Annotated in this window: 22 protein-coding genes; 6 read left to right on the forward strand and 16 right to left on the reverse strand. The window is 56.3% G+C overall.

Annotated elements, in window-relative coordinates; genetic code table 11:
• Positions 1 to 83 precede the first annotated feature (83 nt).
• Positions 84 to 509, reverse strand: a complete 426-nt coding sequence (locus tag AB7008_RS13065) for an excisionase (protein WP_312017881.1) — start codon at positions 507 to 509, stop codon at positions 84 to 86.
• A gap of 210 nt (positions 510 to 719) precedes the next feature.
• Complete coding sequence (locus tag AB7008_RS13070; protein ID WP_212109014.1) at positions 720 to 1,121, reverse strand: hypothetical protein; 402 nt, start codon at positions 1,119 to 1,121, stop codon at positions 720 to 722.
• 322 nt (positions 1,122 to 1,443) lie between these two features.
• Between AB7008_RS13070 and AB7008_RS13075 the strand changes: the two genes are divergently transcribed.
• The 3 genes from AB7008_RS13075 to AB7008_RS13085 all read left to right on the forward strand — a co-directional run bounded on the left by AB7008_RS13075 (position 1,444) and on the right by AB7008_RS13085 (position 4,422).
• Positions 1,444 to 2,187 carry a hypothetical protein gene (locus AB7008_RS13075; RefSeq protein WP_212109016.1) on the forward strand — a complete coding sequence of 248 codons (744 nt, stop codon included), beginning with the start codon at positions 1,444 to 1,446 and terminating at the stop codon, positions 2,185 to 2,187.
• Positions 2,188 to 2,484: 297 nt separating this feature from the next.
• Positions 2,485 to 3,435 carry a hypothetical protein gene (locus AB7008_RS13080; protein ID WP_441258931.1) on the forward strand — a complete coding sequence of 317 codons (951 nt, stop codon included), beginning with the start codon at positions 2,485 to 2,487 and terminating at the stop codon, positions 3,433 to 3,435.
• A gap of 171 nt (positions 3,436 to 3,606) precedes the next feature.
• A complete protein-coding gene (locus AB7008_RS13085; RefSeq protein WP_212109019.1) occupies positions 3,607 to 4,422 on the forward strand; it encodes a DUF5131 family protein in 816 nt (271 codons plus the stop codon).
• Between the two features lie 445 nt (positions 4,423 to 4,867).
• Here the strand turns inward: AB7008_RS13085 and AB7008_RS13090 are convergent, their stop codons facing one another.
• From AB7008_RS13090 to AB7008_RS13100, 3 genes are all read right to left on the reverse strand, one after another.
• A complete protein-coding gene (locus AB7008_RS13090; RefSeq protein WP_212109021.1) occupies positions 4,868 to 5,209 on the reverse strand; it encodes a hypothetical protein in 342 nt (113 codons plus the stop codon).
• Between the two features lie 69 nt (positions 5,210 to 5,278).
• The gene (locus AB7008_RS13095; protein WP_212109022.1) at positions 5,279 to 6,085 is read right to left on the reverse strand and encodes a hypothetical protein; all 807 of its coding nucleotides are present in this window, start codon (positions 6,083 to 6,085) and stop codon (positions 5,279 to 5,281) included.
• 76 nt (positions 6,086 to 6,161) lie between these two features.
• The gene (locus tag AB7008_RS13100) at positions 6,162 to 6,794 is read right to left on the reverse strand and encodes a DUF4339 domain-containing protein (protein WP_441258932.1); all 633 of its coding nucleotides are present in this window, start codon (positions 6,792 to 6,794) and stop codon (positions 6,162 to 6,164) included.
• Between the two features lie 100 nt (positions 6,795 to 6,894).
• Between AB7008_RS13100 and AB7008_RS13105 the strand changes: the two genes are divergently transcribed.
• Entirely contained in the window at positions 6,895 to 7,125 is a 231-nt protein-coding gene (locus AB7008_RS13105) for a helix-turn-helix domain-containing protein (protein ID WP_039146614.1), read from the forward strand.
• Positions 7,126 to 7,152: 27 nt separating this feature from the next.
• On the opposite strand, the gene AB7008_RS13110 is transcribed toward AB7008_RS13105, so the two are convergent.
• From AB7008_RS13110 to AB7008_RS13125, 4 genes are all read right to left on the reverse strand, one after another.
• Positions 7,153 to 7,488, reverse strand: a complete 336-nt coding sequence (locus tag AB7008_RS13110; RefSeq protein WP_039146616.1) for a DUF3768 domain-containing protein — start codon at positions 7,486 to 7,488, stop codon at positions 7,153 to 7,155.
• 116 nt (positions 7,489 to 7,604) lie between these two features.
• The gene (locus tag AB7008_RS13115) at positions 7,605 to 8,180 is read right to left on the reverse strand and encodes a hypothetical protein (RefSeq protein WP_039146617.1); all 576 of its coding nucleotides are present in this window, start codon (positions 8,178 to 8,180) and stop codon (positions 7,605 to 7,607) included.
• A 223-nt stretch (positions 8,181 to 8,403) separates the two neighbouring features.
• Positions 8,404 to 9,360 carry a hypothetical protein gene (locus AB7008_RS13120; RefSeq protein WP_148311888.1) on the reverse strand — a complete coding sequence of 319 codons (957 nt, stop codon included), beginning with the start codon at positions 9,358 to 9,360 and terminating at the stop codon, positions 8,404 to 8,406.
• A gap of 131 nt (positions 9,361 to 9,491) precedes the next feature.
• Complete coding sequence (locus AB7008_RS13125) at positions 9,492 to 10,163, reverse strand: tyrosine-type recombinase/integrase (RefSeq protein WP_249164714.1); 672 nt, start codon at positions 10,161 to 10,163, stop codon at positions 9,492 to 9,494.
• Between the two features lie 332 nt (positions 10,164 to 10,495).
• Here AB7008_RS13125 and AB7008_RS13130 point away from each other — a divergent pair, with 332 nt between their 5' ends.
• The gene (locus AB7008_RS13130) at positions 10,496 to 12,472 is read left to right on the forward strand and encodes an ATP-dependent helicase (RefSeq protein WP_212109028.1); all 1,977 of its coding nucleotides are present in this window, start codon (positions 10,496 to 10,498) and stop codon (positions 12,470 to 12,472) included.
• 322 nt (positions 12,473 to 12,794) lie between these two features.
• Positions 12,795 to 13,187, forward strand: a complete 393-nt coding sequence (locus AB7008_RS13135) for a hypothetical protein (RefSeq protein ID WP_039146620.1) — start codon at positions 12,795 to 12,797, stop codon at positions 13,185 to 13,187.
• Positions 13,188 to 14,217: 1,030 nt separating this feature from the next.
• Here AB7008_RS13135 and AB7008_RS13140 read toward each other — a convergent pair.
• The 7 genes from AB7008_RS13140 to AB7008_RS13170 all read right to left on the reverse strand — a co-directional run bounded on the left by AB7008_RS13140 (position 14,218) and on the right by AB7008_RS13170 (position 24,024).
• Complete coding sequence (locus AB7008_RS13140; protein WP_039146626.1) at positions 14,218 to 15,039, reverse strand: HNH endonuclease; 822 nt, start codon at positions 15,037 to 15,039, stop codon at positions 14,218 to 14,220.
• Entirely contained in the window at positions 15,036 to 16,751 is a 1,716-nt protein-coding gene (locus AB7008_RS13145; protein WP_039146629.1) for an AAA family ATPase, read from the reverse strand. Before AB7008_RS13145 ends, AB7008_RS13140 begins: the two co-directional genes overlap by 4 nt.
• Before the next feature lie 278 nt (positions 16,752 to 17,029).
• On the reverse strand, positions 17,030 to 18,646 hold the full coding sequence (locus tag AB7008_RS13150; protein ID WP_148311889.1) for a hypothetical protein: 1,617 nt from the start codon (positions 18,644 to 18,646) through the stop codon (positions 17,030 to 17,032).
• 143 nt (positions 18,647 to 18,789) lie between these two features.
• Entirely contained in the window at positions 18,790 to 19,875 is a 1,086-nt protein-coding gene (locus AB7008_RS13155) for a PfkB family carbohydrate kinase (RefSeq protein WP_039146632.1), read from the reverse strand.
• Positions 19,872 to 21,008 (reverse strand): hypothetical protein, encoded by a 1,137-nt coding sequence (locus tag AB7008_RS13160; RefSeq protein ID WP_148311890.1) that lies wholly within the window; start codon positions 21,006 to 21,008, stop codon positions 19,872 to 19,874. Before AB7008_RS13160 ends, AB7008_RS13155 begins: the two co-directional genes overlap by 4 nt.
• Positions 21,001 to 22,908, reverse strand: coding sequence for an ORC-CDC6 family AAA ATPase (locus tag AB7008_RS13165; RefSeq protein ID WP_039146639.1), 1,908 nt, complete (start codon positions 22,906 to 22,908; stop codon positions 21,001 to 21,003). The genes AB7008_RS13160 and AB7008_RS13165 overlap by 8 nt, the downstream gene beginning before the upstream one ends.
• On the reverse strand, positions 22,909 to 24,024 hold the full coding sequence (locus AB7008_RS13170; protein ID WP_039146642.1) for a phosphoribosyltransferase-like protein: 1,116 nt from the start codon (positions 24,022 to 24,024) through the stop codon (positions 22,909 to 22,911).
• Positions 24,025 to 24,026 lie beyond the last annotated feature (2 nt).

Below are 24,026 nucleotides of genomic sequence, written 5' to 3' on the forward strand. Positions count from 1 at the left end.
CCTCGGCTCAATCTCGTGTTGTTCGCCGGGCTCGCCAATGTCGGTTAGGTAGATTGAGAGCACATCGGCGCAGTCGATGTCCTCTATGTCTCGTCTGTTTCGTTCGGGTTGATATTTGCGCGCGATGTAGTCCGCGAGCGCCTGCTCTGCTTCTCGAGGCGGCTTTGTTCCAGCCGCGTCCGCAAGGCATCCCGTGGCGATATGGCGATCTCCGTCTTTGATGATCCAGACAGCTTGGTGGACGAGTTTGCCGTCAGTGTATCGCGCTTTTCGTTTGTATAGTCTGGCGCCTTTGCTTGGACGCGGCATAATTTCCTCATTTCGTTGATGGCTTCGAGGGTGGTGTAGTCTTTGCCGGCTATGCGCTCCACTTGTAGCCGACCGCGCAGGGCTTCGCGCCGCAGGCCCGATGCCGTCATCGAACCGTCGGGAAAAGCCAATTTTGCAGCGATGGAAAGACGGAGCGGCGCGTCAGGGGCTAGCCGGTTAGCAACAAGACTATCGTCCATATCCAATCGTCTTCCGAAGTCCGGAGGACTTCAGTTGAGGACTGGACGGCGGTCAGTCGCGGGAGCGGAATAGGCCGTCTTTTTGAGTTTTGGGTTTGGTGTAGAAAGAAGCAGCGAGTCGCGTCTAACGGACCGCTATAGCTACTTGAATATAGAATGAACGAGCAAAACCTCAAATCGGTTTTGTTCGCCGGCTGTCGTGTCTCTCGGCTAGTCGCTGTCATAGATATCGGCCTCGCTCCTGAGCAACCGAGCGTGCGTCGCGAAATCAAAATTACGATCCTCAACGAAGTCGAGATCGTCGAGGCCGATATCTTCGAACAATCGTTTCGACGAAAGGCGAGCCCAGTTCATCACGGCGGAAGTCTTGATGGCCGCGTAGGTCGAGCCCGCAAAAAAAATGGCCCAGCCTCCCCGAAATAACCACTCCTGAACTTCCGTTACGAAGTCCCCGTCAAGCCGATGACGCCCCCATAAACGACGCAGCGTGAGTTCAGAAATCCGCACACGACTGGTCGGCGTACCATCCTGGTTTCGAAGCTCGATTAGCCGCAAAAGTAGGATGGCGCACTCTCGCGCGGAAAGTAACCGTAAGGTCTCTGATCCTGTCATCAGACGAATATCGCATAAAAATGTGATTGACACAATAAAAATTAGCTCATAGAACTAAAAATGCTGATGTCGGGGCTTTGTCCTCACATCGAAATTGCTCTGTGTCGGAAGTGGAAGAAGCAGGGGAGATTGGTCCAACACCGCTCTCTTGTTAGAGACGATACCCCAGCTGCCCAAACGGCAGCACCGCAAGCGGCGCGGCTAGAGGTATCAAGGCGGGCGATTCCGATTCTCGCATTCAAATCGTCGGGTAGCGAGAAGCTGCGCGAGCGACGAAGTGCCGGCAGGCTTTTACTTACACCAAGTAAGGGAATGGAATCCGATGGCACGAGTAGCAGTAAAACCACGTTCAGATATCGATCTTCTCGTCACTCTCGATCACCTGCAGCGGCAGTACCGAGTGATCAAAGACGGGTATCGGGCGGCCCTCAATAGTCTGATGGCGGAAGCGATGGCGATTTCCTTTGCCGTTGAGGCCGACAAGGAGCTGAAGGCTCGCTTTCACGAGAAGGTCGGTCGATCGGAAGACACCGTCTACGCCGTTCTAATCTTCATCACCGACGCGAAATCCGAGGCAGCTAGAAAGAAGGCCTCGAAGAGGGCTCGAGCCCTGCGCTATCTGGTAGAAGAGCTTGGCACGGCATCGGAAGACATCGCTGATGCCATCCGGGAGCACGGCGGAATTGAGAAGCTTGCGAGGCTTGCCGCGCAGAAGCTGCCACGAAAGAAGGGCAGAGGAGTTGCAAAGCTGGAATCTGTTGATGAAGATCAGGAATCCAGCGGGCCTAGCGGGGATGATGAACCGGACGATATAGGCGCTGGAGCTGCCGCCAGTCAGCCTGAAAAAAAAGTGGTCAACTTCGGCAAGCAGATAAAAATTGGTCTCTCTCCGAAGTTGGGAGCCAAGTTGGATCGCTTCGCTGATAGGAGCAGAATAAGACTTACCGGCTTTATTCGAACAAGAGCCGGCGGATCGCCCACAATTGACATCAAAAAAATCACCAAACTGAAGAACGTAGCGTCCAATGAGCGCCCCGCCGAATCGGCGAGTGATTGGGAGGACTGATAGACAAGGGATGGGTTCGCTTTAAGCGAACCCATCCCGCGCTTCGGGACCTTACGTTGCCCCGCGTGACACAAGAAGAGCTGCCAGATTTTGCTCGTTCATCGGGAGCGAGAATGCGCCGTCTAGGGCTCTGAGGAGACATTCAGCCGGTTGTCGCTTGCCGCTGCTTGCTTGAACACACCAATCGACCAACAGACCTTCTACAGTCCTTAAATGGGCAGTTTGAACCACCTACAACGAAATCTGCGTGACGCGACCACTTGTAAAGCATTCCCAGCACTGAATTGAAAGTTGGGTATGACATTCTATCAAAACACCGGGATTGAATACTGGCAGTCACTGGAACGATCAGCTCTACGCGTGGCGTTTCAGGAATCTCGCAAGCGTCGTACCCTATCGCGCGGTGATCGAGAACTGCCGAAGGGCCGATATCGGCACGATCTCCTAGCCGTAAACTCCTTCTCACGCCGGATCTGGGGCCGAACCGTCAGCAACGAAATGTCACGCTTTTTCTGCGACGGCGGGGATGGGACCACACACGACCGGAATGTCTATTTCGTATCTCTGATGGACGTTACCTGCGGCAGGTCTCCGGAGGAGCGACTAACTGAAGAGGATCTTGAAGGCATCAAGAACCGGCTCAGGTATGGCTTACGGCAGTATTCGTATTTCGGTATGGTCGAGCCAGCCTATTACGTCGATTTGCCGCACGGCGTTCGATACGACGGGAAGCGGTGTTTGTTTTGGCACTTGCATGCCCTGGTGTGGGGTGTTTCGCGCAAGGAGCTGAAGAAGCGTCTGGCCAAGCTCGCGAGAGCGGGCCACTACAGCGCTATCGCCGATGGCCTAAAAGCCACCCATACCCGAAAAATCAAGCAGGGACGGTTACCCAATTGCGTGGCGTATATCTTGAAATCGCCATCCACCGGTTCTCGAATATTGGTGCGGGACCGCAAGGACAAGTTTGACCGTCCGGTTATCGATGCGAGTGGTGTGGTCTCGCGTCGATTCGAACAGAAGAAAGCTGATCTCCGGCATGGCGACAGGATCGTGCTCTTCCACGCGATGAAGCATCTTCACCTGGATCGGCTCGCTGTAGCCGGTGGCGACGCTGCAAAGCTCCTGAAAGCGGCCAAGCGTGTTGCGTTGAGGCCGGATGACAGGCTGATGCTAATGAGGCGACCAAGTCGCTTTCTTGGCATGGCCGAGTACCGACGACAGAAATTGCGTTGCCTGAAGGCGGCGTAGCAACGCGTCAGCCATTATCGATGCGCCACCATCGATCACCTTTTGAGAAGGCATCATTCGCCCTTGATATTGGCGTTTATCCATCGGCCATGGCGAAAAACGAACTTGTAAAGGATTCCACCGAGACCGTTGTTTCGGGCAGAGCGATGCTCTGAACCTTGGAGGTCTGTGATGGGTGAAAATTCAAAGATCGAATGGTGCGATCATACATTCAATCCGTGGATTGGCTGCCAAAAAGTGTCGCCGGGCTGTGACAATTGCTATGCGGAAGCAATGATGGATCACCGCTATAGAAAGGTGCGGTGGGGCGCGCACGGCGAGCGCAAACGAACGTCAGAACAAAATTGGAAAAAGCCTATCCAGTGGAACGCGCAAGCCCGCACGTTTAGAGAGGAAAATGGCCATCGACCGCGGGTATTTTGCGCTTCGCTCGCCGACGTCTTTGACAATCAGGTTGATATTTCGTGGCGCAAGGACTTGTTCGCGTTAATCCGCAAATGCGATGCATTAGACTGGCTGGTGCTTACGAAAAGACCAGAAAATATAGAAAAAATGCTGCCTTCCGATTGGCGCGATGGGTATTCCAACGTGTGGCTCGGAACAACGGCCGAAGACCAGACACGGTTTGATTTCCGGTGGAAGCGCCTAAAGAAGGTACCTGCGGTTATTCGTTTCATTTCCTACGAGCCTGCCCTTGGTCCCGTGCGGTTTCCGACCAACGGGCTTTTGCCGGATTGGGTGATATCTGGGGGAGAAAGTGGTGCCGGTGCTCGTGCAGTGAGGCCGCATTGGGTTCGCGATGTTATCGCCGATTGCCGTCGCCTTGGTGTTGCGCCATTTCATAAGCAGTGGGGAACTTACGACAGCAACCCGCTTGTGGCTGAGAAAGGCATGACAGCTCGTGAAGCCCGAGCAATCGATTCAGAAGGAAAAGGTGGTGGGTTGGTCGATGGGAAACTCGTTCGTGAATTCCCAGACCGAAATTAGCAGTCCTCGAGTGGCTCGGCGGAGCAGTCTGGAAAGCGGATCGCTTGCACGATATTTGTTTCTGCGGTCGCGGTTGAGTTCTGCTTTGCGATACGCTTGAGAATACCGACGACAACAAAGGAAAGCCCGCTCCGATGGTCTACCGGAGCAGGCTAAGCCTCACCACTGGGATCCTACATCAAGCCGTAGCGCTTGCGCTTATGGGCCCTCTGCGCAGATTGCCAAGGATCCATGATCGTGTAGTTTCGGCGAGCAGTCAGCCACCAGACCCATCACCGTCGCTCGTAAGGCGTTGTTGCTAATAATGCTCTCGGCATTAGCACTCGTTCGCAGTTGTTGGTGCGACGTTTTTCACCAACTTTGCTTCCTTGGCCGCTGAAAATTAGATTGAGATCGTAAGTGGTTTCAGAAACAAAAAAGAAGAATATTCCCGTTTTGTTGAGGCTCAGTGGATGGTGTGTGAAATCGCTGCTTCGATCCTGGTGGCTTCGTGGATCGAAGCAACACGCGAAGCTCGCAATATCTGTTTGTAAAGCTTCCATCCGATGTTTGGGACAAGCAGCGTCACTACCTTACCAGCCCCGCGCACGTACCCCACTGGTAACGTCATTCCAAGCGAGAATACTGCAGGAGGCTGGCTGATCAGGACATGGCAATTCATGTCAATTGCCGCGGAGACAATGCTGTCCTTCAAAATGGTGAAGCGGGCGCCGCGGGGATTTCCATCATCGTCTAAACCGAGGACATAGACTTGGTTCGCCCCTGACGGCTCTTCTTTCTGGCCCATGAAGACTCCCGGAAGCGGCGGTCGCAGCAACAAGGTATGTATCAATTCCCCGATGCGAAAAACAATGCGCTAGAATTTTGGAGGTGGGGCAGCAGCCCGTTGCTTCTCCACGAGGGCGTCACGATCTTTGTCCAAAAATTGAGGCTCGTTGATAATGATCACCCATGACGGGATGGGAGAATTTGCGGATCGCGGTTCGCCGGAGTATGGACCAAATTCCATTGTTGCGGATTTGCTGAGATGCCAAACCTGGTTGAATGGCCGGGTGTGAAACTGGGCGGAGATTGAGCCAACGATTTCTTGGGCTGGTGCGCCGGATTGAAAGACATATGTTACGGCCATCACCACGTTGGGCGACATGTTCTCGGTCAATCGGGCGACGAGCTGATTGCCCTTGTTGTTGGTACATTCCAAGATCGCTGGCTTTGGCGAAAAGACACTGCATCCCGTTGCCGCCATCGCGGCCTTCGTCGCAGTATCGGTCATGCCCGTCGCAACGCCCAGGATGTCACGTTTGTTATAGGCGTAGATGTCCGTTGACCGCTTGTCCGCCGGGGTAAAGTTGGTCTCAACGTGCTTCCAGTGGTCGTAGTCTTCCGGGCGGAGTAAAAAGAATGGCTGAGCGCCCTTGACGGCGTAACTCATCTCCAGAGCGGAGTCGCCGCCATGTCCCCTTGCAACGATGACCGGCTCCCCGACAAGTCTGCCTTGTCGATCCAGGTCGAAGCTAACAGCGAAATCGAGCGGGACTTGCGGTGCCGGAAACCACCGCTGCATGATTTGGGCGCGGATGACAGCTATGGGGTCGGGCGGCGCAGTCTGCGCAAAGGCCGATGAACACGCTAACATTGAGAGGAGAGCAATCCATTTCATCATTTGTGATCTCTGGTGTGAGTTAAGTGTTGTGCGGTGGTGAAATGCGATAGGCGGATGCGGAACCAGATGGGCCGCGTTATCCTTCAACGGATGCGTAGATGAGGAATCCCGCAATCATGCTGATGATCCACGCGACCGCGTAGTATGGGCTCTGCTTCAGGCGTTTCGCCCTCAGGAACAGGTGAACCGGCGCAAGCAGCACGGCTGTGACACGGGTTGTCCGAGAGCCATAGCCCGCTTGCTGCAGCCTACGGTCATCGAGCCAACCCAAAAGAGCGTTGATCGCAAGGGGCACTTGGAACGGCAGTCCTCTGCTTGGATGGTACGGGAAGCCAAGCGATAAAGAGCGAACTGCGGCCTCCTGGTTGCTGGCGCTCACCACGGCCTCGATCACCCCGATCACGAGAGGCAGGAGGGCAAGTGTCCAGACATAGCCGTTGCCAATGTGCTTGGTTGAGATCGCAGGTGGCTCGGTAGCCACTAAGTCACGAAGGTCGCTCTCTCGGAGGGGCTTCCATTCCGGCATTCCCTTTCGCCAGACCTGGGTATCCGCCTCGATCTGCTTTTTGTTCAAGAGATCCTTGACGGTCTGAGCGGTCGTCGGGCCTCGCCGAGCGCCGTTCACGACATAGTACCACTCGTTTGGTGCGGGCTGGTTCGCAGCGCCGAGATCCGGCAGGGGCGGTGGTGCAGAGAGTTCTTCAGTCACTTTAGCTTTCCTCTTTTTAGAGAAGGTTTTTGAAGGTCGCCCTCGCTTGGACCCAGATTCTCGCAAATAGGGAATATAGTCCCTAGAGACTATATGCCCGATGGTGCTCCATCCGGCAATGCAGGATTGGCGCGTCATTGTTGGCAAGAATGTCCGGCGTATTCGCCAGCAGCGTCGACTAACCCAGGAGAGGTTGGCGTTCGAAGCTGACCTGGACTTGACCTACATCGGCGGGATCGAGCGAGGGCGGCGTAACCCCAGCCTCTTAGCGATGGCTCGAATTGCTGAGGCCTTGTCGGTGCCGCTCGTCAAACTCTTGAGCGAACAGTGAGGGTATGCTTGGTCGATTGCGTGGGCGCTAGTATTCGTCCGCCCTCATGATCGTGATAATCCGCTCGGTTACGGCGGGGTCTGCCGGGTTCGGCGAATGGAATTTGAGGGACTTGTCGTAGTAGTCGATCTTGAACGCGACTCGGGTCCCGTCGAAATCGAAGATGCCGAAATCATGCTCCCCGTAAGGGTCGTTGGCGTGGCAAAAGTCGTCGAAGACTGCGATGGTTTGGACAAGACGCTTGACTGCGTCGGGTCCTAGTTCGGCGATGCCTGCGGTGATGACCGCACCGCCGCCGAGCAGGTGTTGCCGCAGCTCATCGTTGAGCGCACGCGTTTTCTCCGCGTCCGTTTGCATGGACATGGTTATTTCTCCGGTATGTTTTGATTGATGTTTGGGGGCCTGGGCTCGTGTCTATTGCTGCCAGGCGGTGTCGGAGCTCGGGCCGTGGTCCGAGCTTCAAGTTTAGTTGCTGATGGTCACTCCGCCCCAGGATTGATGAGGGCCACTTGGGTCAGATGCCGGATATAGGTGCCTTGCTTCGGGTAGTCGCGCAGGCGCAAGGTTAGGACTGCGTCCTCGCGCTTCAGAACAACGCACTCCCACCAGCCGTCTTCCGGGCCGTCCATCGCCAACACAACAGAGCCCACGTCAACGCTGTCCCAGGTTTTAGGCAGTCCGGCGACGCGAACCTTCGGCTCGTCGGAGGGACCCGTCGGCTCATCGGTTGACGCAGAGTTAGGCCCTTGAGTTTGACTTCCGTCACCCGGTGTCGCCAGGACGGCATTTAACTTATCGACGAGGTCGCGCCGGATCGGCGGCACGAACGCCTTGCCACTGGCGTAGAGCCTGCCCACTGGCAGTTTCATTGCGATCCCACTGAAGGCTGCAGACGCCGAATGAACGGACTTTAGGTTCATATTGCCCGCAGCAGTCACGACCTTGTCGTTGAGCTCGGCAAAGCGCGCACCGCGCGGCTTGCCCTCGTCATCGATGCCGAACACAAACAGGTGGTCCGGAGCGACGGTCGGCTTCTTTTCATGCGGTTTTCCCATGTTTGCCCTCCTTAAAAGCAGACGGGGCCCGAAAGGGCCCCGTGATCTGCAGTTATAGAGGTGGAAGTTGACCCTAGTGGTGGCGAGCCGGTGTCTTTCAGATAGCAAGTAGTCATGGAAGTATCTCCAAGTGTCTAAAAAGTACAAAGTCGTTTTGAGACTTTGCACGCTCAGTATAGCTGAAATGACATCTAGATAAAACCGTAATTTTGCTTATTTTTTGCTATAAATAGCTGATTTCATTGTCGTTTTTCGACTTTTTTAGCGGCTCTCGGCTGCATTTATGGTACAGGTAACAATAGTCGATTTCGCAGGCCTGCCGGTCGTCAATTCGGTTGCCGTTGCACAGATTCAAACCGTCGCCCGCGCAAAAACGCCAAACGGCGTTCTGCACGAAACGCGGAAACTTCTGCGGAAATGCGCGGTTCAATGTGCTCGCGTCAATTCGGTCAGCTAAGGTTCTAATGATTTCGGCGCAGCCACCGTGCGCGTAGCAAGCCGCACCATAGCTGTGAGGGATACCGCAGGTCCCGAGGATCCCTGTGCGATGTAAAAAGTTATGGACCAGCGTATCCACGGCTATCATCGCTTTGCCGGTTTCGAACCAAATAGGCCGCTGATTGCGCGCACCAATCAGCAGCGTTGAAAGCGTCATCATCAGGATCTTGTCGGATACGCCGTAGATGTTTCGAAGGGGACCGACCAGGGCTTCCTGACGAGCGGCCTCTACAGTGATGCCGGGCGCGGCTGTCGCAGCTTCCAGTTGGCGGTCGATCCACCCGACGAGGTCGTGGTCGGTGAGGTCGCGGACGAATAAGAAAAGGCTATAGGCCGTCTGGTTCAACCGCCCGTTACGGAGGTGAGGACGGGGTAGGGGACAAGCATCGATGTGATCGGGCTCTGAACAAGTGATACTCGTCTTGTCGTATCGGCAGTGGTCGAAATGCCAGTAGCTGCGAAGCTTAGGACAAGAGGGCTGTTTCCTGAAGCTTCCTTCAATAACCGACCAGGAAGCTGTTCCGTGTTTCTCAATGTAGTCGCGAGCGACCCGGTCGGAGATGCCCTGGAAGCTGAATGTCGTCAGAAGCCAGTCCACGATTGGACCGGTATCACCCAGCGCTACCGCCCGGTCTAAGCCTGCCCGTTCGAACTCCTCGTCGATCTCGTCGAGAAACGACATCGATCCTGCAACGGTGCAGACAGTTCGGACCAAGCCTTCGGCGTGGGTCAGCGTGTTGGTCTTTATCGTGGCAGCGACCGGCGCCTTGACGGTGGGGCCCCTCTCTTTGCCGCGGGAAGGGCGACTGGTCGCTAAATCAGAGATATCAGCCTCCGCTGGGCGTCGCTATCGCCGTCAATGTAGCGCTGCGTCGTTTGAATTGACCGGTGGCCAGCCAGCAGTTGAACGTCCCGCAGCGAGCCACCGGCCTTGTGAACTGCTCGAGCCGCTCGCGTAATGAAAGTTCGACGCCCGGAGTGCGATGAGCATCCCTCGAACCCAAGCTCCTTGTAGACGCGGTTGAACCAGACCACGATTGTCATTGGCGTCATCGCGCCGCCGCGCTCGGAGCGAACGATGGGACCATGCCCATCGCAAAGCTGCCGCGCCTCGACCAGTGCCTGTCGAAGATCCGCGTGAATCGGAATCGTTCGTCCGCTGCGCTTCTTTGCAATCTGATCCCGAAGCGCAAGCGTGCGGCCGACTTCACCGCTTGGGTCGAGAACCATGTCCCAACCCAACTTGGCAATCTCGGCCGCGCGAAGGCCAGCCTTGACTGAGAGCAGAACAATCAACCGGTTGCGGAGTGGATGCCGAGATCGCTCGGCGAGAAACAAGAGGTCGTCGATATGATCAGCCGAAAGAGTCTTGGCTTGCTTGCCAGGCATTTCACTCAAACCAGGTTGCGAGAACAAATATAGAACATTTGGCTTGGCGTGCAACAAAAACTTCACGTCGGCGGCGCGCCTGACGCCGCGTGTCAACGCCAGGTCTTGGACCTCAACGTGGGCTAATGGCCGCCTGCTCTGAGGCGAGTCTCAGCAGCCAGCTTGTTGTCTCATCTTTGCGTGTTTCAAAACCCGATATTTTGGGGTCATCGCACTACATCGCAAATCCAATTGTACGGCGTCATCGAAGCGGCCGTCGAAAGGTGGCGCGTGGTCGGCCGGTTTTGTTCACTCGGTCACGCATCGGAGTTCAGAACCGGTGGGAGCCACGCCGAACGCCCCGTGCTAGGGCGGTTCTGCCTATCGAGCTTCGCGAGAAAACGAACCTGTAAATGATCGCAAGTCGAATATCTCGCGAAGGAAAGATCATGACTCTCGACCATCTGAAACATATGAATGAAATGCAGCGCGCTGCTGTTGTGCATGGGTACAAATCCGACCCAGCAAAGCCTGGTCGGCCCCTGTTGATCATCGCAGGAGCGGGGACCGGCAAAACGGAGACGCTGTCGAACCGGGTCGTTCATTTTCTGGCCAGCGGCGTGAGCCCTGACAACATCTTGTTACTCACGTTCACCCGGAAGGCGGCCCAGGAAATGACGCGTCGCGCGATTGCCACGGCTGGCCGCGTCCTGGGCACGAATGTCGGAGAGATACCGTACTCAGGTACATTCCACGCTGTCGGCGCGCGGCTTGTCAGAGAATTTTCCGAGCAACTGGGTTTGTCGCCCAATTTCACGATCAAGGACCGAGGCGACAGCGCCGACCTGCTCGACATGGTTCGACACAAGCTTGGTTTCTCGACCCTGGACGTGAACTTCCCGGATAAGAACCAATGCCTCGACATTTACTCCTACAAAACCAATGGCTGTATGCGTCTGAAGGAGGTCCTGCAATCAGAGTTTCCAACGAGCAAGAGGTGGACTAGGCAGCTCCGGCACCTCTTCACTGAGTACCGGGCGGCGAAACGCAAGCAGAACGTCTTCGACTACGACGATCTGCTGGTCTACTGGGTGAAGATGCTGAACCAGCCCGGCATCGCCCAGCAGCTACGAACTCGTTTCAGCCATGTGCTGGTGGACGAATACCAAGACACCAACCGTCTTCAGGCCAAGATCCTGTTCGGCCTCAAACCTGATGGCCGAGGCGTCACCGTTGTCGGCGACGATGCCCAAGCGATCTATTCGTTCAGGGCAGCGACAGTCGAGAACATTCTGGACTTTCCTCGGATGCTGCCGAAGGTCCGCGTCATCAACCTCGAACAGAACTACCGTTCGACAAACCAGATCCTCAAGGCATGCAACGCGGTCATCAACCTTTCGACGCGTGCATATGCCAAGAACCTCTGGTCCGACCGGCCGCGTTTGGGCAAGCCAAGGTTGGCCGTCGTCGAGAATGATGCGGCGCAAGCCACTTATATCGCCAATCAGATTCTTTGCGCAAAGGAGAACGGCGTTCCGTTTCGCGCGCAAGCTGTCTTGATGCGCTCGTCTCACCACAGTCAAAAGCTCGAAATCGAGCTGGCGAAGCGCAACATACCGTTCGAGAAGTGGGGCGGCGTCAAGTTTCTCGAAGCCGCTCACATCAAGGACGTGCTCAGCTTGTTACGTTGGCTGGAGAATCCGTGCGATGAGGTTGCCGCCATGAGAGCCCTGAAGCTGCTGCCGGGCATCGGCCCGAGCGCCGCCATGCAGGTGATAGAGCGGTTAGAAGGACGGACGGGGCGACTGGTGCTCAGAGACGCCGACCGGCCTCGCGGCTGCGGTCATCATTGGGAGCAATTTGTTCGGCTGATAAGGCGTCTGCAGAAGCGACCTTGGAAGGCCAGCCTTCCGGAGGTGGTGAAATGGTATTTGCCGCTGATGAAGCACGACAACCCGGAGCTTCGTGCCGCAGACCTTGGCCAGCTCTGCGTTGTCGCCAGCACTTATAGGTCGCGTGAGCAATTTCTTGTGGAGGTCACCCTGGAGCCGCCCGATGGTGCCGTCGGCCCGAACAGGCCAGGCCGGTCAGATGATGATTGCCTGGTCCTCTCGACGATTCACTCTGCCAAAGGCCAGGAATGGGACCACGTTTACCTCTTGAACGCGGTGGATGGCTGCATTCCCTCGTCGAAAGCGAGAACGCCACCAGAGGTCGAGGAAGAGCGGCGGCTCCTGTACGTCGCGATGACGAGGGCAAAGAACCACCTATCGCTGCTGGTGCCACAGCGCGTCTTTGCATGGCGGCAAAACTCTAGCGTCGTCGATCTGTTTACGCGGCGTAGCCAATTCATACCGCGGTCGGCCGAGAAGCTGTTTGTCGTCCGTGCGTCTTCTGGCAGGCCGCGTAAAAAGCAAGCGTCGTGAATTCTGGGCACAGAAGTTAGCGGCCTGGCGCGCATCATCGACTGGATTCGGTGAGACGCCATCATCATCGACCGCCTCAGATGGCTGCGCGGGAAAAGCCGGGACGGATCGATAGAAGATCCGTCCTGCCGTCTTCGGCAGGCCGCAACTGATAAGGTTTTCAGAATTTTCTTATCAGTCATGAAGCGGTTGGTTCAATTCGTACGCCCTGGGCAAGGTCGATACCAAGTCGGACGCATAGGTCAAAATCAATCTTGTAAAGTAGTTCGCGACGACAAAAACCGTTGTGAACATCACCCCTATCAAAGATTGGAATACCAAAATGAAATCGAAAAAGAAGCCGAAAAAGTTGCGTAGGCATGCGCTGTGGACTGAAGTTAAGCATGCTTCGGAATTGTTGCAGCAATCGCATTTCAGTGCCTCTAGCTTGTACGACGACATTGTCGGCCTTCAAGTTTCGATAGAGGACGCTGTGGTCCACTTAGAAGAATTAGCTAAGGCCACTGACGAAGAGGATGTGAATTTAGAACAGCAGAAGAAAATACGCGCGATGTTGGAGCGAATCCGGAAATATTATCGCCAAATGGATAGCACCAGTGAACCTTTCTCGTTTATGGAAGTCGCTGAAGATCTACTACGAGCGATGGATGAGCTTGCGCAAGAGCTTGATGTGCCGTTGCGGGCGGTAAAAAAGTTGGTCCACTATTGTGCATGAGTGTAGTCGCTAGTGCGCGACGTTGGACATTCGTTGCTCGCGTCGGCTCTAGTTGGCGAAATTGGTATCAAGGCAGGCCGAGCCAAGTTTCGGCTCGGCCTGCCTTTCAATTGTTCCTTCGATTGCTCGTACCGACAAGGGTTTCGCAGAAACCTTATCAGTTCTTAAACTGGATAGGATTTGAGAGAAAGCTTATCGTTGTTGGATCAAAGTTCGGTTCGCTCCGCTCTATCCCCCGATAGAGTTTGCGTCCAACGTTTCGTCCAACAAAACCTCCAACACGTTCGAGCTTACGTCAGCGTGCTTCCCGATGGTCGGCGGCTAAAGACGGATGACAGCTTTGCGGGAAATTCCTCTCGTCGGCGCGGCGCTGGCGGCTCTGAGAGCGAAGCCAGGCAGGTTCCCCCGGTATCGTGTCAATTCCTCCACGTTCTCCGCGACGGCCAACAAGTTTCTGCTGGAAAACGGATTGCGTCCGACGGAAGAGCACACAGTCTATTCGCTGAGGCACAGCTTCAAAGATCGGCTTATCGCGGCCGAAGCCCAAGATTCCTTGATCGATAGTCTTATGGGGCAGCCGCCCTCATTGAAATAAGACTCAAGGCGGTTGCGCGCGCGAGATTTAATGGACTCTTTAGTTTTCAGCTCGCTGAGTTCAGCCTCGAACCTTTCGTACATCGGCAGGTGCACATCGCCATCAAGCTCGATGAATTAGGCGAGCAGCACCAGCGCTCTTTCCAGCCGCTCAACAGTGAGCGGGAGCTGTTCCACTCGTTTCATCATCCCAGCTGCACTTCTAAGCGGTCGCAAGACCGGACCGCCGTCGACGAAAGCCATTCTCTTCGCGAAGTGAAGGTACAAACAGATGGCGTCGAAGAATTGGATAGAATCTCAGTCCCCGGGCACGTCGTTCGTCCGCCCTATCACTTGAACTAGAGCGGTGGCCAAACAATCGTGAACTAGCCAGGAGGTGCGGCGGTCGGTCTGGCGTAATGCGGGACATAACCAAACCAATTTTGGAGTCGACGGTCTAGCCTTTGGCCAGTATCGACGCCTGGGACGCCAGATAACCTTGTGCCGACAAATCTCCGAGCAGTCCGCGATGAAATGCAGTCTGCCAGGCGTTCATGCCCAAACTGGCTTGATCTATTTTTAGGCGCATTTCGAGCAAAGACGCGACGTCGATCGCAGAGACAGGCGTATTTTCGGTCACGTCACGAATGACCTGAGGAAGTGTCGCCCAAAGATTGGTGCAAGATCGTGTGAATTGCGGGCCCAAGACGAACTTCAAGTGAAACGCCAGGCGCTTATGAACGGCCGGCGGATGAAACGAACAAGGTATCGCCTCAAATGTTGCCGCCTGGTAGGGAGGAATGACACGTACCCACCAGATAGCTGATTGCGCCAGAGTGTCGAAATAAGGATGAAGGGGCCATTCATCCACATCGGCCCCTTGATACTTGCGCCCCTTGGCAGACGAATTGCAATGCGTGCAGGCGGGAATGAGGTTAGCGGCCATCACCGAAAACTCGGGGAAAGTTTCCTTGGGAAGGAAGTGATCGAGCGTGCCGGTCGCTGGCGATCCGCACATCGGACAACTCGCTAATTGTTGATTGCGAATGTCCGCGAAGCGTTTCACGCTCTTGCGGCTTTCGTATAATTGCCGCTGTTCCTTGCCGACACCAGCAGAAAACTGCGACTTGGCGATGCTCCAAGGATTGCCACCATGGTTCCGGTACAGCTGATAGCACCATAGCCACACGCCGTGATGCGCAGCCCATGGCGGTTCCTTGCAGATCTTGAGCAGGTAGTTATCGTCCTCGGTCGGCGAGGGAGCACGGAGGGCAATCATTGCAGGCGTGTTCGCAGAAGATGAGCGATGTAGGAGAGTGTTTCAGGATTTAACCTTTCACCATGGTCCTGGATAACACGCTCGATCGTGACCCCGTGACCAAGTTGGTTGAGCCAGTTTTCCAGAACCTCTTCGTAACGATGCGATATATTGCTATCGCCGAAGATGAACTGCGAGATGCCGTCAATGCTCGCTCCAAAAGTCTGAAGCCGAGGCTGATCAACCGAGACGATTCTGTCGTTCACAGACAGAATCCGTACCCGCTGACGGGGCACCTCTCTGACGACGTAGGCAGAATGCGTAACGATGATCGCGACCGAACGCGTGATAGCAAGAAGCGTGTGGAGGATTGTCATAAATTCGGAGACAAAGTTAGGATGCAGGTGCGTTTCTGGTTCGTCGAACAGCAGCAAGCACCCCGTCTCGATCGAGCCTGCTGCTTGAGCTGCAAATCTCAGCATGGCGAGTTCTCCGCTGCTTAATGTTCGCGGAGCGGTGCCCAACCCGAAAGCGACGGGAGAGCGAGACCAATCAACTTTGCGCACCAACAACAAATTGCGCTGCTCATTGAGAGATCTGAACAGAGGAAAATATTGCCGCCCATTCCAAACACGTGTGTCGGGTAGGTCGTGCGGATCTGGTTGCTCCTTCAGCGGGAGGTGGATGTGCTCTGACATCGACAACGATTCAAGCGCCCTTTGCAGCAAACTCAGGCGGTTGGTTGTTCCAAATGGCCTTTCAATGGTCGGAAAATGAAACTGGGTGTGGTCACGAAGACAGTCAATCAGCGCACCCGTCAAGGCGTCGTCCTCGGCGTCAGTCCCGCCGATCATCGAGAAATATTGATAGTCAACACCTGACCAAGGTGGAATGGATCTCGGATAAGTGTCAGAGGCGACTGACGAGAACATGAGCAGGCGATTGAACATGGCCGGCGGAGATATAAACGCCGGCACTTCATCCTGCTGGTGGTGACCTGGCTGTTGCGCCTCGATCAGTTTCAGCATGAGCTGCGTCTTCCCGGTCCCGTTGCGTCCAATCAGGACCGCGACGCGGTCTCGGTGCAATTCGTCGGGCTGAAAGTCGAAATCAATCTCATAAGAATTGTTTGCCGAGGGAAGTCTTGCCGAGATGTGAAAGCTGCTGGCCGAATCAAGCGCCTTATTCAGCGGTTGGGGTCGCAGATAACGGCTGCCGTGCCGAAAGGCGACATAAGCTGAGCTCGATCGTAACGCACCGAGATGGAAGTCGTCGCTGTCGATGAGTTTTAGGCGTTCTGTGTCGGATCCTTCAAGGCGCAGAACAACAGCATCACCGAGTTGCCGCAGCGCCGTTACGGCTCTCTCAAATCCGAGCAATTGAACTATCTCGCCATACGATCCGGCCTCACCGAGGATACCGACATAAAGGGGAGGGACAGAGGAGCTCAAAACCCATGCATAATTGGCAAGCAGGCGTTCAAAGAACGCGCTCGTGTTGAACTCACCAGCGAACATGAGGCTCATGGAAAATTGCTGAACCGTCAGGGTGGGCTGCGGTGGCAGCACAAGCATGCGGGCATAAAACAGGTTGCCGAAATTATTGAAGGTGCTGGGTTGCGGAACCACCGCGACGGCGGGGCGCGGGACTTGAGCCGAAACCGCCGCATTCATGTCCCGGGCAAAAATGACGGGGATAGGGACATTGGCGGGAATGGGCGTTGATGGGCTCATGTTGCATCACAGGTCATGACCGAAATGGTCGCGAATCTCTTCCAGCTCAATATGAACGAGCTCCGGACATGGGTCGAGGGCAGCAGCACGAGTCTATGGTCTGGCTGTTGCGTCCGATAATCCGGGCCGGTAGGTGGTCTTATCAGCGTGTGGGCTAACTGTAGTTGGCGTTGTTGCAATGCGGTATTGACGAATTCTCAAGCCACCCTTAAGAGCGGTTGAAACGCGCAAAGCAGGCGCAATAACGTGACGATCTAAAAAAACGCTTCCATGCAACATCAGCTGTCCTGCGCAGGCTTCTCACCCCGACGCTCCGTCCTCGCGTTTTCATCTTCTTCGCAGAGGCGGATGTTCTCCTGGAGCAGCCAGTGCATCAGCCGAGTGGCTTCGGCTTGATCGTCGATTTGCGAGATCGATATCAGCTCGTCGACGGCCGCTTCGAGTCCCCTTTGTTTGCCGAGACAGCGGGTGTAAATCCTGAACGTGTTGCCCAACCGCGAGGCGAGTGCGCGGTGTTTCCAGAACGCATCCCACGCCGGCCCAATGATCGTGTTGGCCTTTGCCCGGCGTGCGGCTTCCTCCCAGTCGACGTCGTGCGGTGCGTTTGGCGTGGCAGCCATTAGACAAGATCGCAAATCATCTGCGGACAAATATACGTCCGTCAGATCACGCCGTCTGGATTTCAGTTGATGTGTGATATCCGCGCAGTCTGAACATATGCGGCACGACCGCGATCCCTTTATGACAAATGCGTGCGGAAAACCCGGAAGGGCGCGACGCCTGTGCTCAACCGCGACAGCATCTTGTTCCTCGAGAGGCTCGATGAGATCTCGGATACCGCCCGTCCATTTGCGGTTGCCTGACCGTCGGACGACATCGCGCTTGGTTCGCTCGCAGATCGGGCACGACCAGACATTATCGGTTTCGCGCCATCGCCTTGGCGACACCACATCATGATACGAGGCAAACTCCGCCGCACTCGGAGCCGTTGCCGGGGAGGCGGCGGCCTTGGCGCGCGGCGCCAGAACAGGCGAATCCTTCTGGACAGAGCGCGCCAGAAATTCAGTGGTCATCAACATGAGCTCGCGCCCACGCTGGTCGTGATCCGACTCTTGCCGGAAGGCCTGGTAGAGCTGATGCTGCTGGTCAAGCTGGTTCAGCAGCACTCGGGATCCTGACGTAACCCGTTCGCGGTGAAGCGCGCCGGAATGGATCATGTGCAGCATTTGATCGATCAATGCGACACGCGCTGTGAGGGACGCCTCACCTGCACGCCAGGTGGCCTTTACCTTGTCTTGATCGATCCGGTGGTCTGCATTCGCCTGAGGAACGATAAAGGTGCGGATCTCTGCCGGAGAGAAACTGAAGTAAGGCGGAATCACACCCTTCAATAGCAATTTGGCCTTGCCGTCTGCGGCGTTGCATTCAGAGCAGAGGAGCTCGGTTGAAAAACTTGACACCAGATGCTCCAAAGTGTCGGAAATCTCGGCGCATCCAAGCGGCAAATCTACTGCCCAATGATCTCCAAAGAGTGCCCGCCCGCGGCGTCCAACATAGTCGCGTAGGTGATCATGATGCTCTTCCAGATTGGCGAGCAGGATGCCGCGGCTTGAAAGGCGAAAAATATCAAGCTTGCTGCGGCGGCATACCGGACACGACCAGCCGCGTGGCACCAGCGCCCAGTTTTGATTGAGATCTAATCCCTTCGCACCATGGTTGAGCATCGCCCGCTTGGTTTGCTGGCTCCAACGCCCGTCGCGGTCGCGGAACAACGCTTCCATCTCGTCATCCGTGAGTGTCGATGGTCGCCAGAATGCGAGCTCGATCAGCCACAGGCGCTCTGTGCCAGGTGCTGGGACGAAACCAAGATCATCTTCGATCGCTGAATCGGACATGGAACTTGGAGGGGCCTTTCCAGAAGTTCATGTTATGCTTTTGGGCGCCGACGCAATCAGAATACTCCGGATGGGGCGATGACCACCTAGCGGCCGTGTCGCGGCCGTAGTCCCGCGCGGCGTCCGCCCTAGCAAGAAGACGTCTAACCGCTCGCGGCCTTTTTGTGCTTTGGTGCGCCCTTTTCGTCGGAGGCGCAGGTTGCGCACAGGCGTGTTGGAATGTCGCTCTCATGAGGCGTCGTGTCTTGAAGGTCGTCTGAGGCTTCGGCCTTTCGGCTCGCAAGCGCCGTCAAACGTTTGGCCAGCTGATCGCGCGTCATTGCCATCATGACGCCGCGCGCGCCTTCATATCCGCAATTGACTGCGGCAAGCGCCTGTCCAAACCGCAAAGCCGAAAGTAACCGCGGCTTTTGCAGCGTTTCGAACACCTTAACGCCTTGTGTACCCAGCTGGTGCAAAAGACCTGCACTAGTCCAGTCGCCGGCGCCGGCGCCGTCGACAAAAGCGGGCGTCTTAAAGGCAGGCAGCTCACCCCAGTGGCCGCGCCACCTGACCCTCAAGCCTTCTTCAGCGAGTGTTTCCACAATGACCTTCGGCTGCTGCGCCTCACGCAGGTCGCGCATATGACCGAGACGGTCATGGGAAAATTTCAAGATGTGGCAAAGATCGACGGCTTTTTGAAATTGCCGTTCGTCCCCGATGGACGACGGCTCGAAGACAACCAGAGCACCATTGTCTTTTGCCCACCCCGCAAGCTTCAGCGCAGCTGGCGAGAGCCGGTCCATGTAGAACGCCTTCGGGGCGATTGCAGATTCTGTCACTTCGGTGGCCTGTTGCAGTGTGGAAGCGCGAAAGCGAGGCAGCCAACCACCGCATTCCGGACAGGCAAGAGAAAACCGATGGACGCGCTTGCCCGCTTTATCTTCCACGAACCGCTGGATCACGATTGGGGTCTGTACGGCTTTTTCGTCGGACAGGAAGTCGTCTTCGACATCGATGCTTTTGAATTCCTTTCGGATCACGGTGGCTGCCCAATCACGACCAAGGCGCGCCACGGGGTAGCTCTTCCAGCCTAGCCAGGCCAGGATCGCCAACACATTGCCGCACGATCCTCCCGCTGCCACAAACTCTTCGGTCCTGCCTTCCACGATGTCAGCCGCGACGAAGCCGGCACCGACACAGATGGGATGACGGGAGGCGGGTTTCAGTCTCAGGTCGACGCGTGTCATTTTTCCCAATCTCCACGTATCCAAAGCGAATACACGTCAATGCCGGGGTCCACGGCATCAATCGGCTCGCCGTAACTAACCGATTCGACGTAGGGAATGCCGACATTCACCCGGTCGGGCCCGGCGCTGTCGCCCTTGTGATCATAGCAGGCCAGCAGCGCCCCGACTGACAGCAGTTTGCTCGATAACGGCGAGACGTAAACCTTACATCCACCAAGGTCGCTCAACGAGTCCCGGTAGCGATCGATCGCACTATAAATCTGGCGATAGGCCTCGAACGGGTTGTACTCGGAGGCGTAGAGGACATTGGCGGGCTCGACACGGAAATCGTCGAAGAGCAGCTGCCTGTACTCCTCGATCAACCGGTCGCCGCGTCGCGGGTCGCGGCTTGGAAAAGGGATGGTCGGGCAGATTTCGTCCGGATCCAGCTCATCGCGAATGCGCTCTAGCCGGGCGCTCTGCCCTTCGCCCAGGACGGGGAACCAGACGCGAGGAAGGTTGATCGTGCTTTCCGCGGTCAACTGGCCTGAGAAGCCAGACAGGGATGTCACAGTATCACTCAAGCTCCCCGCCGTGAGGCGCTTGTCTGCAACGACGCTCTCCGCGACGACGACATGGAGATTAATTGACGGGCCGCCTCTGAACGCGAACTCATCAAGCAGTGCGATGAGTTGAGCAATGGCCGTCAATCCGATTGTGCGCGGCATCGCGCTAATGTCGACGATCACATCCGTATATTGCACAAGCTCATCCCGACGCGTCACGGCCCTACGCGTGTTGCGAGACGTTGCGTGACTGTTGCCTGCCCCTCGCATGTGGACGTCGATCTCGGTCAGCCCACTGCCGAAGATCTGATGGAACGCAGCAGCATTGGCATGGATACGCTGCTGTGCTTGCGCACTGTTCGGTTGGCCATTTTGATAGTGGAGCACCCATCCATGCAACGCTGCAACCTTCCCGCGCCCAAGAATGCGCTGCGGGACCACCGCCGCGCGCGCGTCAAATCCGCGTCCTACGATGAAGAGGAGCTTGCGGGATCCATCCGCTAGATGCTTGGTCCAGAACCTGTCGAATTCACTACCCGCGTAGAGTTGATACGGATCCCACCGCATTGTCCGTTTGATTTTAGACAAGCGACTTCTCCGTCACCGCCGAACGCCCATGCGCGAGCCAATCGGATAAGTCCTTGAGGCTTTTCTTGCGCCAGCCGCCATAGCCAAGGGGAAGGTCAAAATGGGCGCAAAGAACCCGGTTGAGATAGAACACGATCAGGCTCTCGCCCTTGTTCTTGTGATCCAGATTGGGCTCAAGCAAATTTTGCGACACAAGCGCTGCGAGCATGGTCCGTAACTCGGCGAATGCGACCGAGTCCCGGCTTCCGTCGATGAGGCGGGCGCGGTCTTGCATCGTAATTCCAAAGCCAGTCACGCCTGGCGGATAAGGTGCGGACGGACGGTAGGTCTGGCCCTCACAGAATGCACCAACAGCCTCGAGGAAACGCCGCGCTTCATACCCGCGCGGAACACGTCGTGGAATACCGTCCCAGCGCCGTTCAGCCGCGCGTTTCAGAATTTGATGCTGTCGCTCGGCGCTCAGCACCGAGTCAGCACCGCGCCGAACGGCCGTTTTGGCAGCAAGCTCTTCGAAGAGATCGCCGGCCAACTCGACGAATTGATCGACGTTCGAAGACGACAGCGATGCAAGCTTTTGCCGACCGAAATAGATCGGCGCTTTCGCTTCGCGCGAGAGGAAAAGCTCAGCAGCCGACTTCACCCCGGCGTTTTCCTTGTCGTCAAGATCTTGCTCGGTCAGCGCATCGAAATCGAACGTCCGCTGTGATTTGCCGAGATCGCGCTCAATGAGAATCTCAAGCTCGCGCCAGCCAAGCGCTCGATCTCGAGGACTTCCCGGAACCGCCCGGCGTTGCGCCATCCATTGTTCATAGCGCTGCTGATGGCCGACCCGCAGAACCAGGCGTTTTTCAATCGCTCCACTTTGGGCATCGAACACCGCATCCCAGGATGGAGAGTCGAGCTCCTCTGCAAGTGCTGGGAAGAACGCACGTCCCTGAAAACCGTCGGCATCGCGCGCCCGCAGGTCGGCGATCTGATCGACAAATTTGACGTAAGCGACACTTCGCTTGCGCCAGCGTCGTTCAAGCCGGATCTCGCCGTCATAGTCCCGATCTTCAAGGGCGCCTTCGGCAAGCAAGTCTTCTGCCGGCAACGCTTCAAGCCGCTCGGCGATCCATATGCCGCACGACAGGCGAGCATTCGTCAGACTCTCGCGTAGCCAGTTGCTTTGATCGTCGCTGAGGAACTGCAGATCGTCCAGCAGCAAAACGCGCTTTTGATTGATCGGCCCCGACGCATCCGTGAGGGTCGCGGTCGCCAGCCAATGCAGCGCTTCAAGTCCGGAGGCCGCGCGTGGGACCGACTTGTTCTCGCCACCGAGGTCGTCGAGAATATCGAAGACGCCTTCTTCAATATGCGATGCCCATTTGTGCAAGTCGCTGCCAGTTGCGTTGGCGGGCAGGGTGGCGCCGTCGACTGGTTGCCATACCGAATGAATTTGTCCGAGGTCGTCTGGATAAGCTTTTTCCGAACGCTCAAGCGCCGCGCGCAGCGTCGCAAGCACGATTCGTGCATTCACGAGCGCGCGGAAGACGGCCGTCGCTCTCGCGCCGGTTTCGCCAATTTCTTCGAGGTCACGGTATTCGTTGGTGAAGCCGATCACGACTCCCAAAATTGCAGGGCCGTCGGCCGTTATTGCACCGGCCTTGAAAAGGGCGTCGCGTGTCGGCCGAATGTCCTGGTCGTCCTGCATCCGGAAGACCTTGCGCAAGGGACCGGGCGTCAGGAGCCGAAGTAGCGTCGTCTTGCCGCCGCCAGGCGCGCTGCGCAAAAACACGACACCCGACCAGGGATCATCGACATCGTTCAACAGATCCAGCGCACCAGCTGCAAACAGCCGAACGAACTGCTCATCATGCACCGAGCGTTTGGAAGCCCGGAGACGAAACGGATTTCGCATTCAGCCTCCTCGCTTATGCCGGCTCACCCGGGGAAACAGCCCGGTGAAAGTCTGTTCATACTCTCCCCACAGAAGATAGAGCGAGTTGTTCGGCGCATTATGAGGCAAAATCAGCGGCAGCCGGCAATCGGCGTAGCCAAATCTCATAGAAGTGCCGCCGACGTCAGCGTGTTCGTCGTCGACCACTTTGTCAAAATATCGATCGTCCATTGCAAGCGCGATGATCTTGTCGTCGTCGGGCGATCGCAGGCGCGCCTCCTGCGGCAACGCATGAACGACCTTCAGCCGCACGCGCCCTTTCGGGAAGTTGAATGCTTTCAGGTCTGACTGGATGTGGTCAATTGCCTGATGCGCTGCCACATAGATGCACACGACGACTTCAATATCGTCTTTGGCGAAAATCTTACTCAGCGCGCCATTGTCCTCGCAAAGCTTTTGCAAGATTTTCGGTATCTTTCCGTCCCATTGGCCATTCTCGAGGCGAATATAGGATGTCCCGCTGGCGGTAAAATCATCTAGCAGGCAAAGCGTGTGGAATTTACATTCGTCCTCGGTCGGCTCACGTCCCAGTTGCTGCTCCAGCGCCTTCTTCAGCTTCTTATGCATCGAGGCTGCCTTCTCATCCGAGATGTCATAGGCATGCCAAAGCTGCTCGTTGCTGATCTGCGGATGCGACCTGCGAAACACGTCGGTCCGCGCGCCATCGCTCAAGCCCAGGAACAGCGTTTGTCGCAGCACCTGCGTATAGACAGGGCTCGACACCACATACTTGGATCGCTGTGGATCGACGGACAGGGCGGTTGCTGCTTTTGCGATTAAGCCCGGCTGGATGACCACGGGGAAAGCCAGCTCAACGAGATGGCGGATTTCCGCGGTGGAAATGAAGATCAGGCGCTTTCGGAAGAAATCGTACGCAACCTTGCGTTCGGCCAGGGTCTCAAATTGTCGCAGCCAGAGCGCGAGGCTCTCGATAAATCGCCGGCCAGGAGCATATTGCTGGTACTCGTCGTATTTATAGCGTGCAAAGTCCTGCAGGATCGGACGTTCCCGCGCCTTTTCTTCGTCCGTCCAGCCCATAACCTTGGCCAGGAGAGCTTCTGCGAGCTCGTCCCTCATCC

Origin of the sequence: Bradyrhizobium sp. 521_C7_N1_3 (genome assembly GCF_052075975.1) — a bacterium.
GTDB classification, from domain to species: Bacteria; Pseudomonadota; Alphaproteobacteria; order Rhizobiales; family Xanthobacteraceae; genus Bradyrhizobium; species Bradyrhizobium japonicum.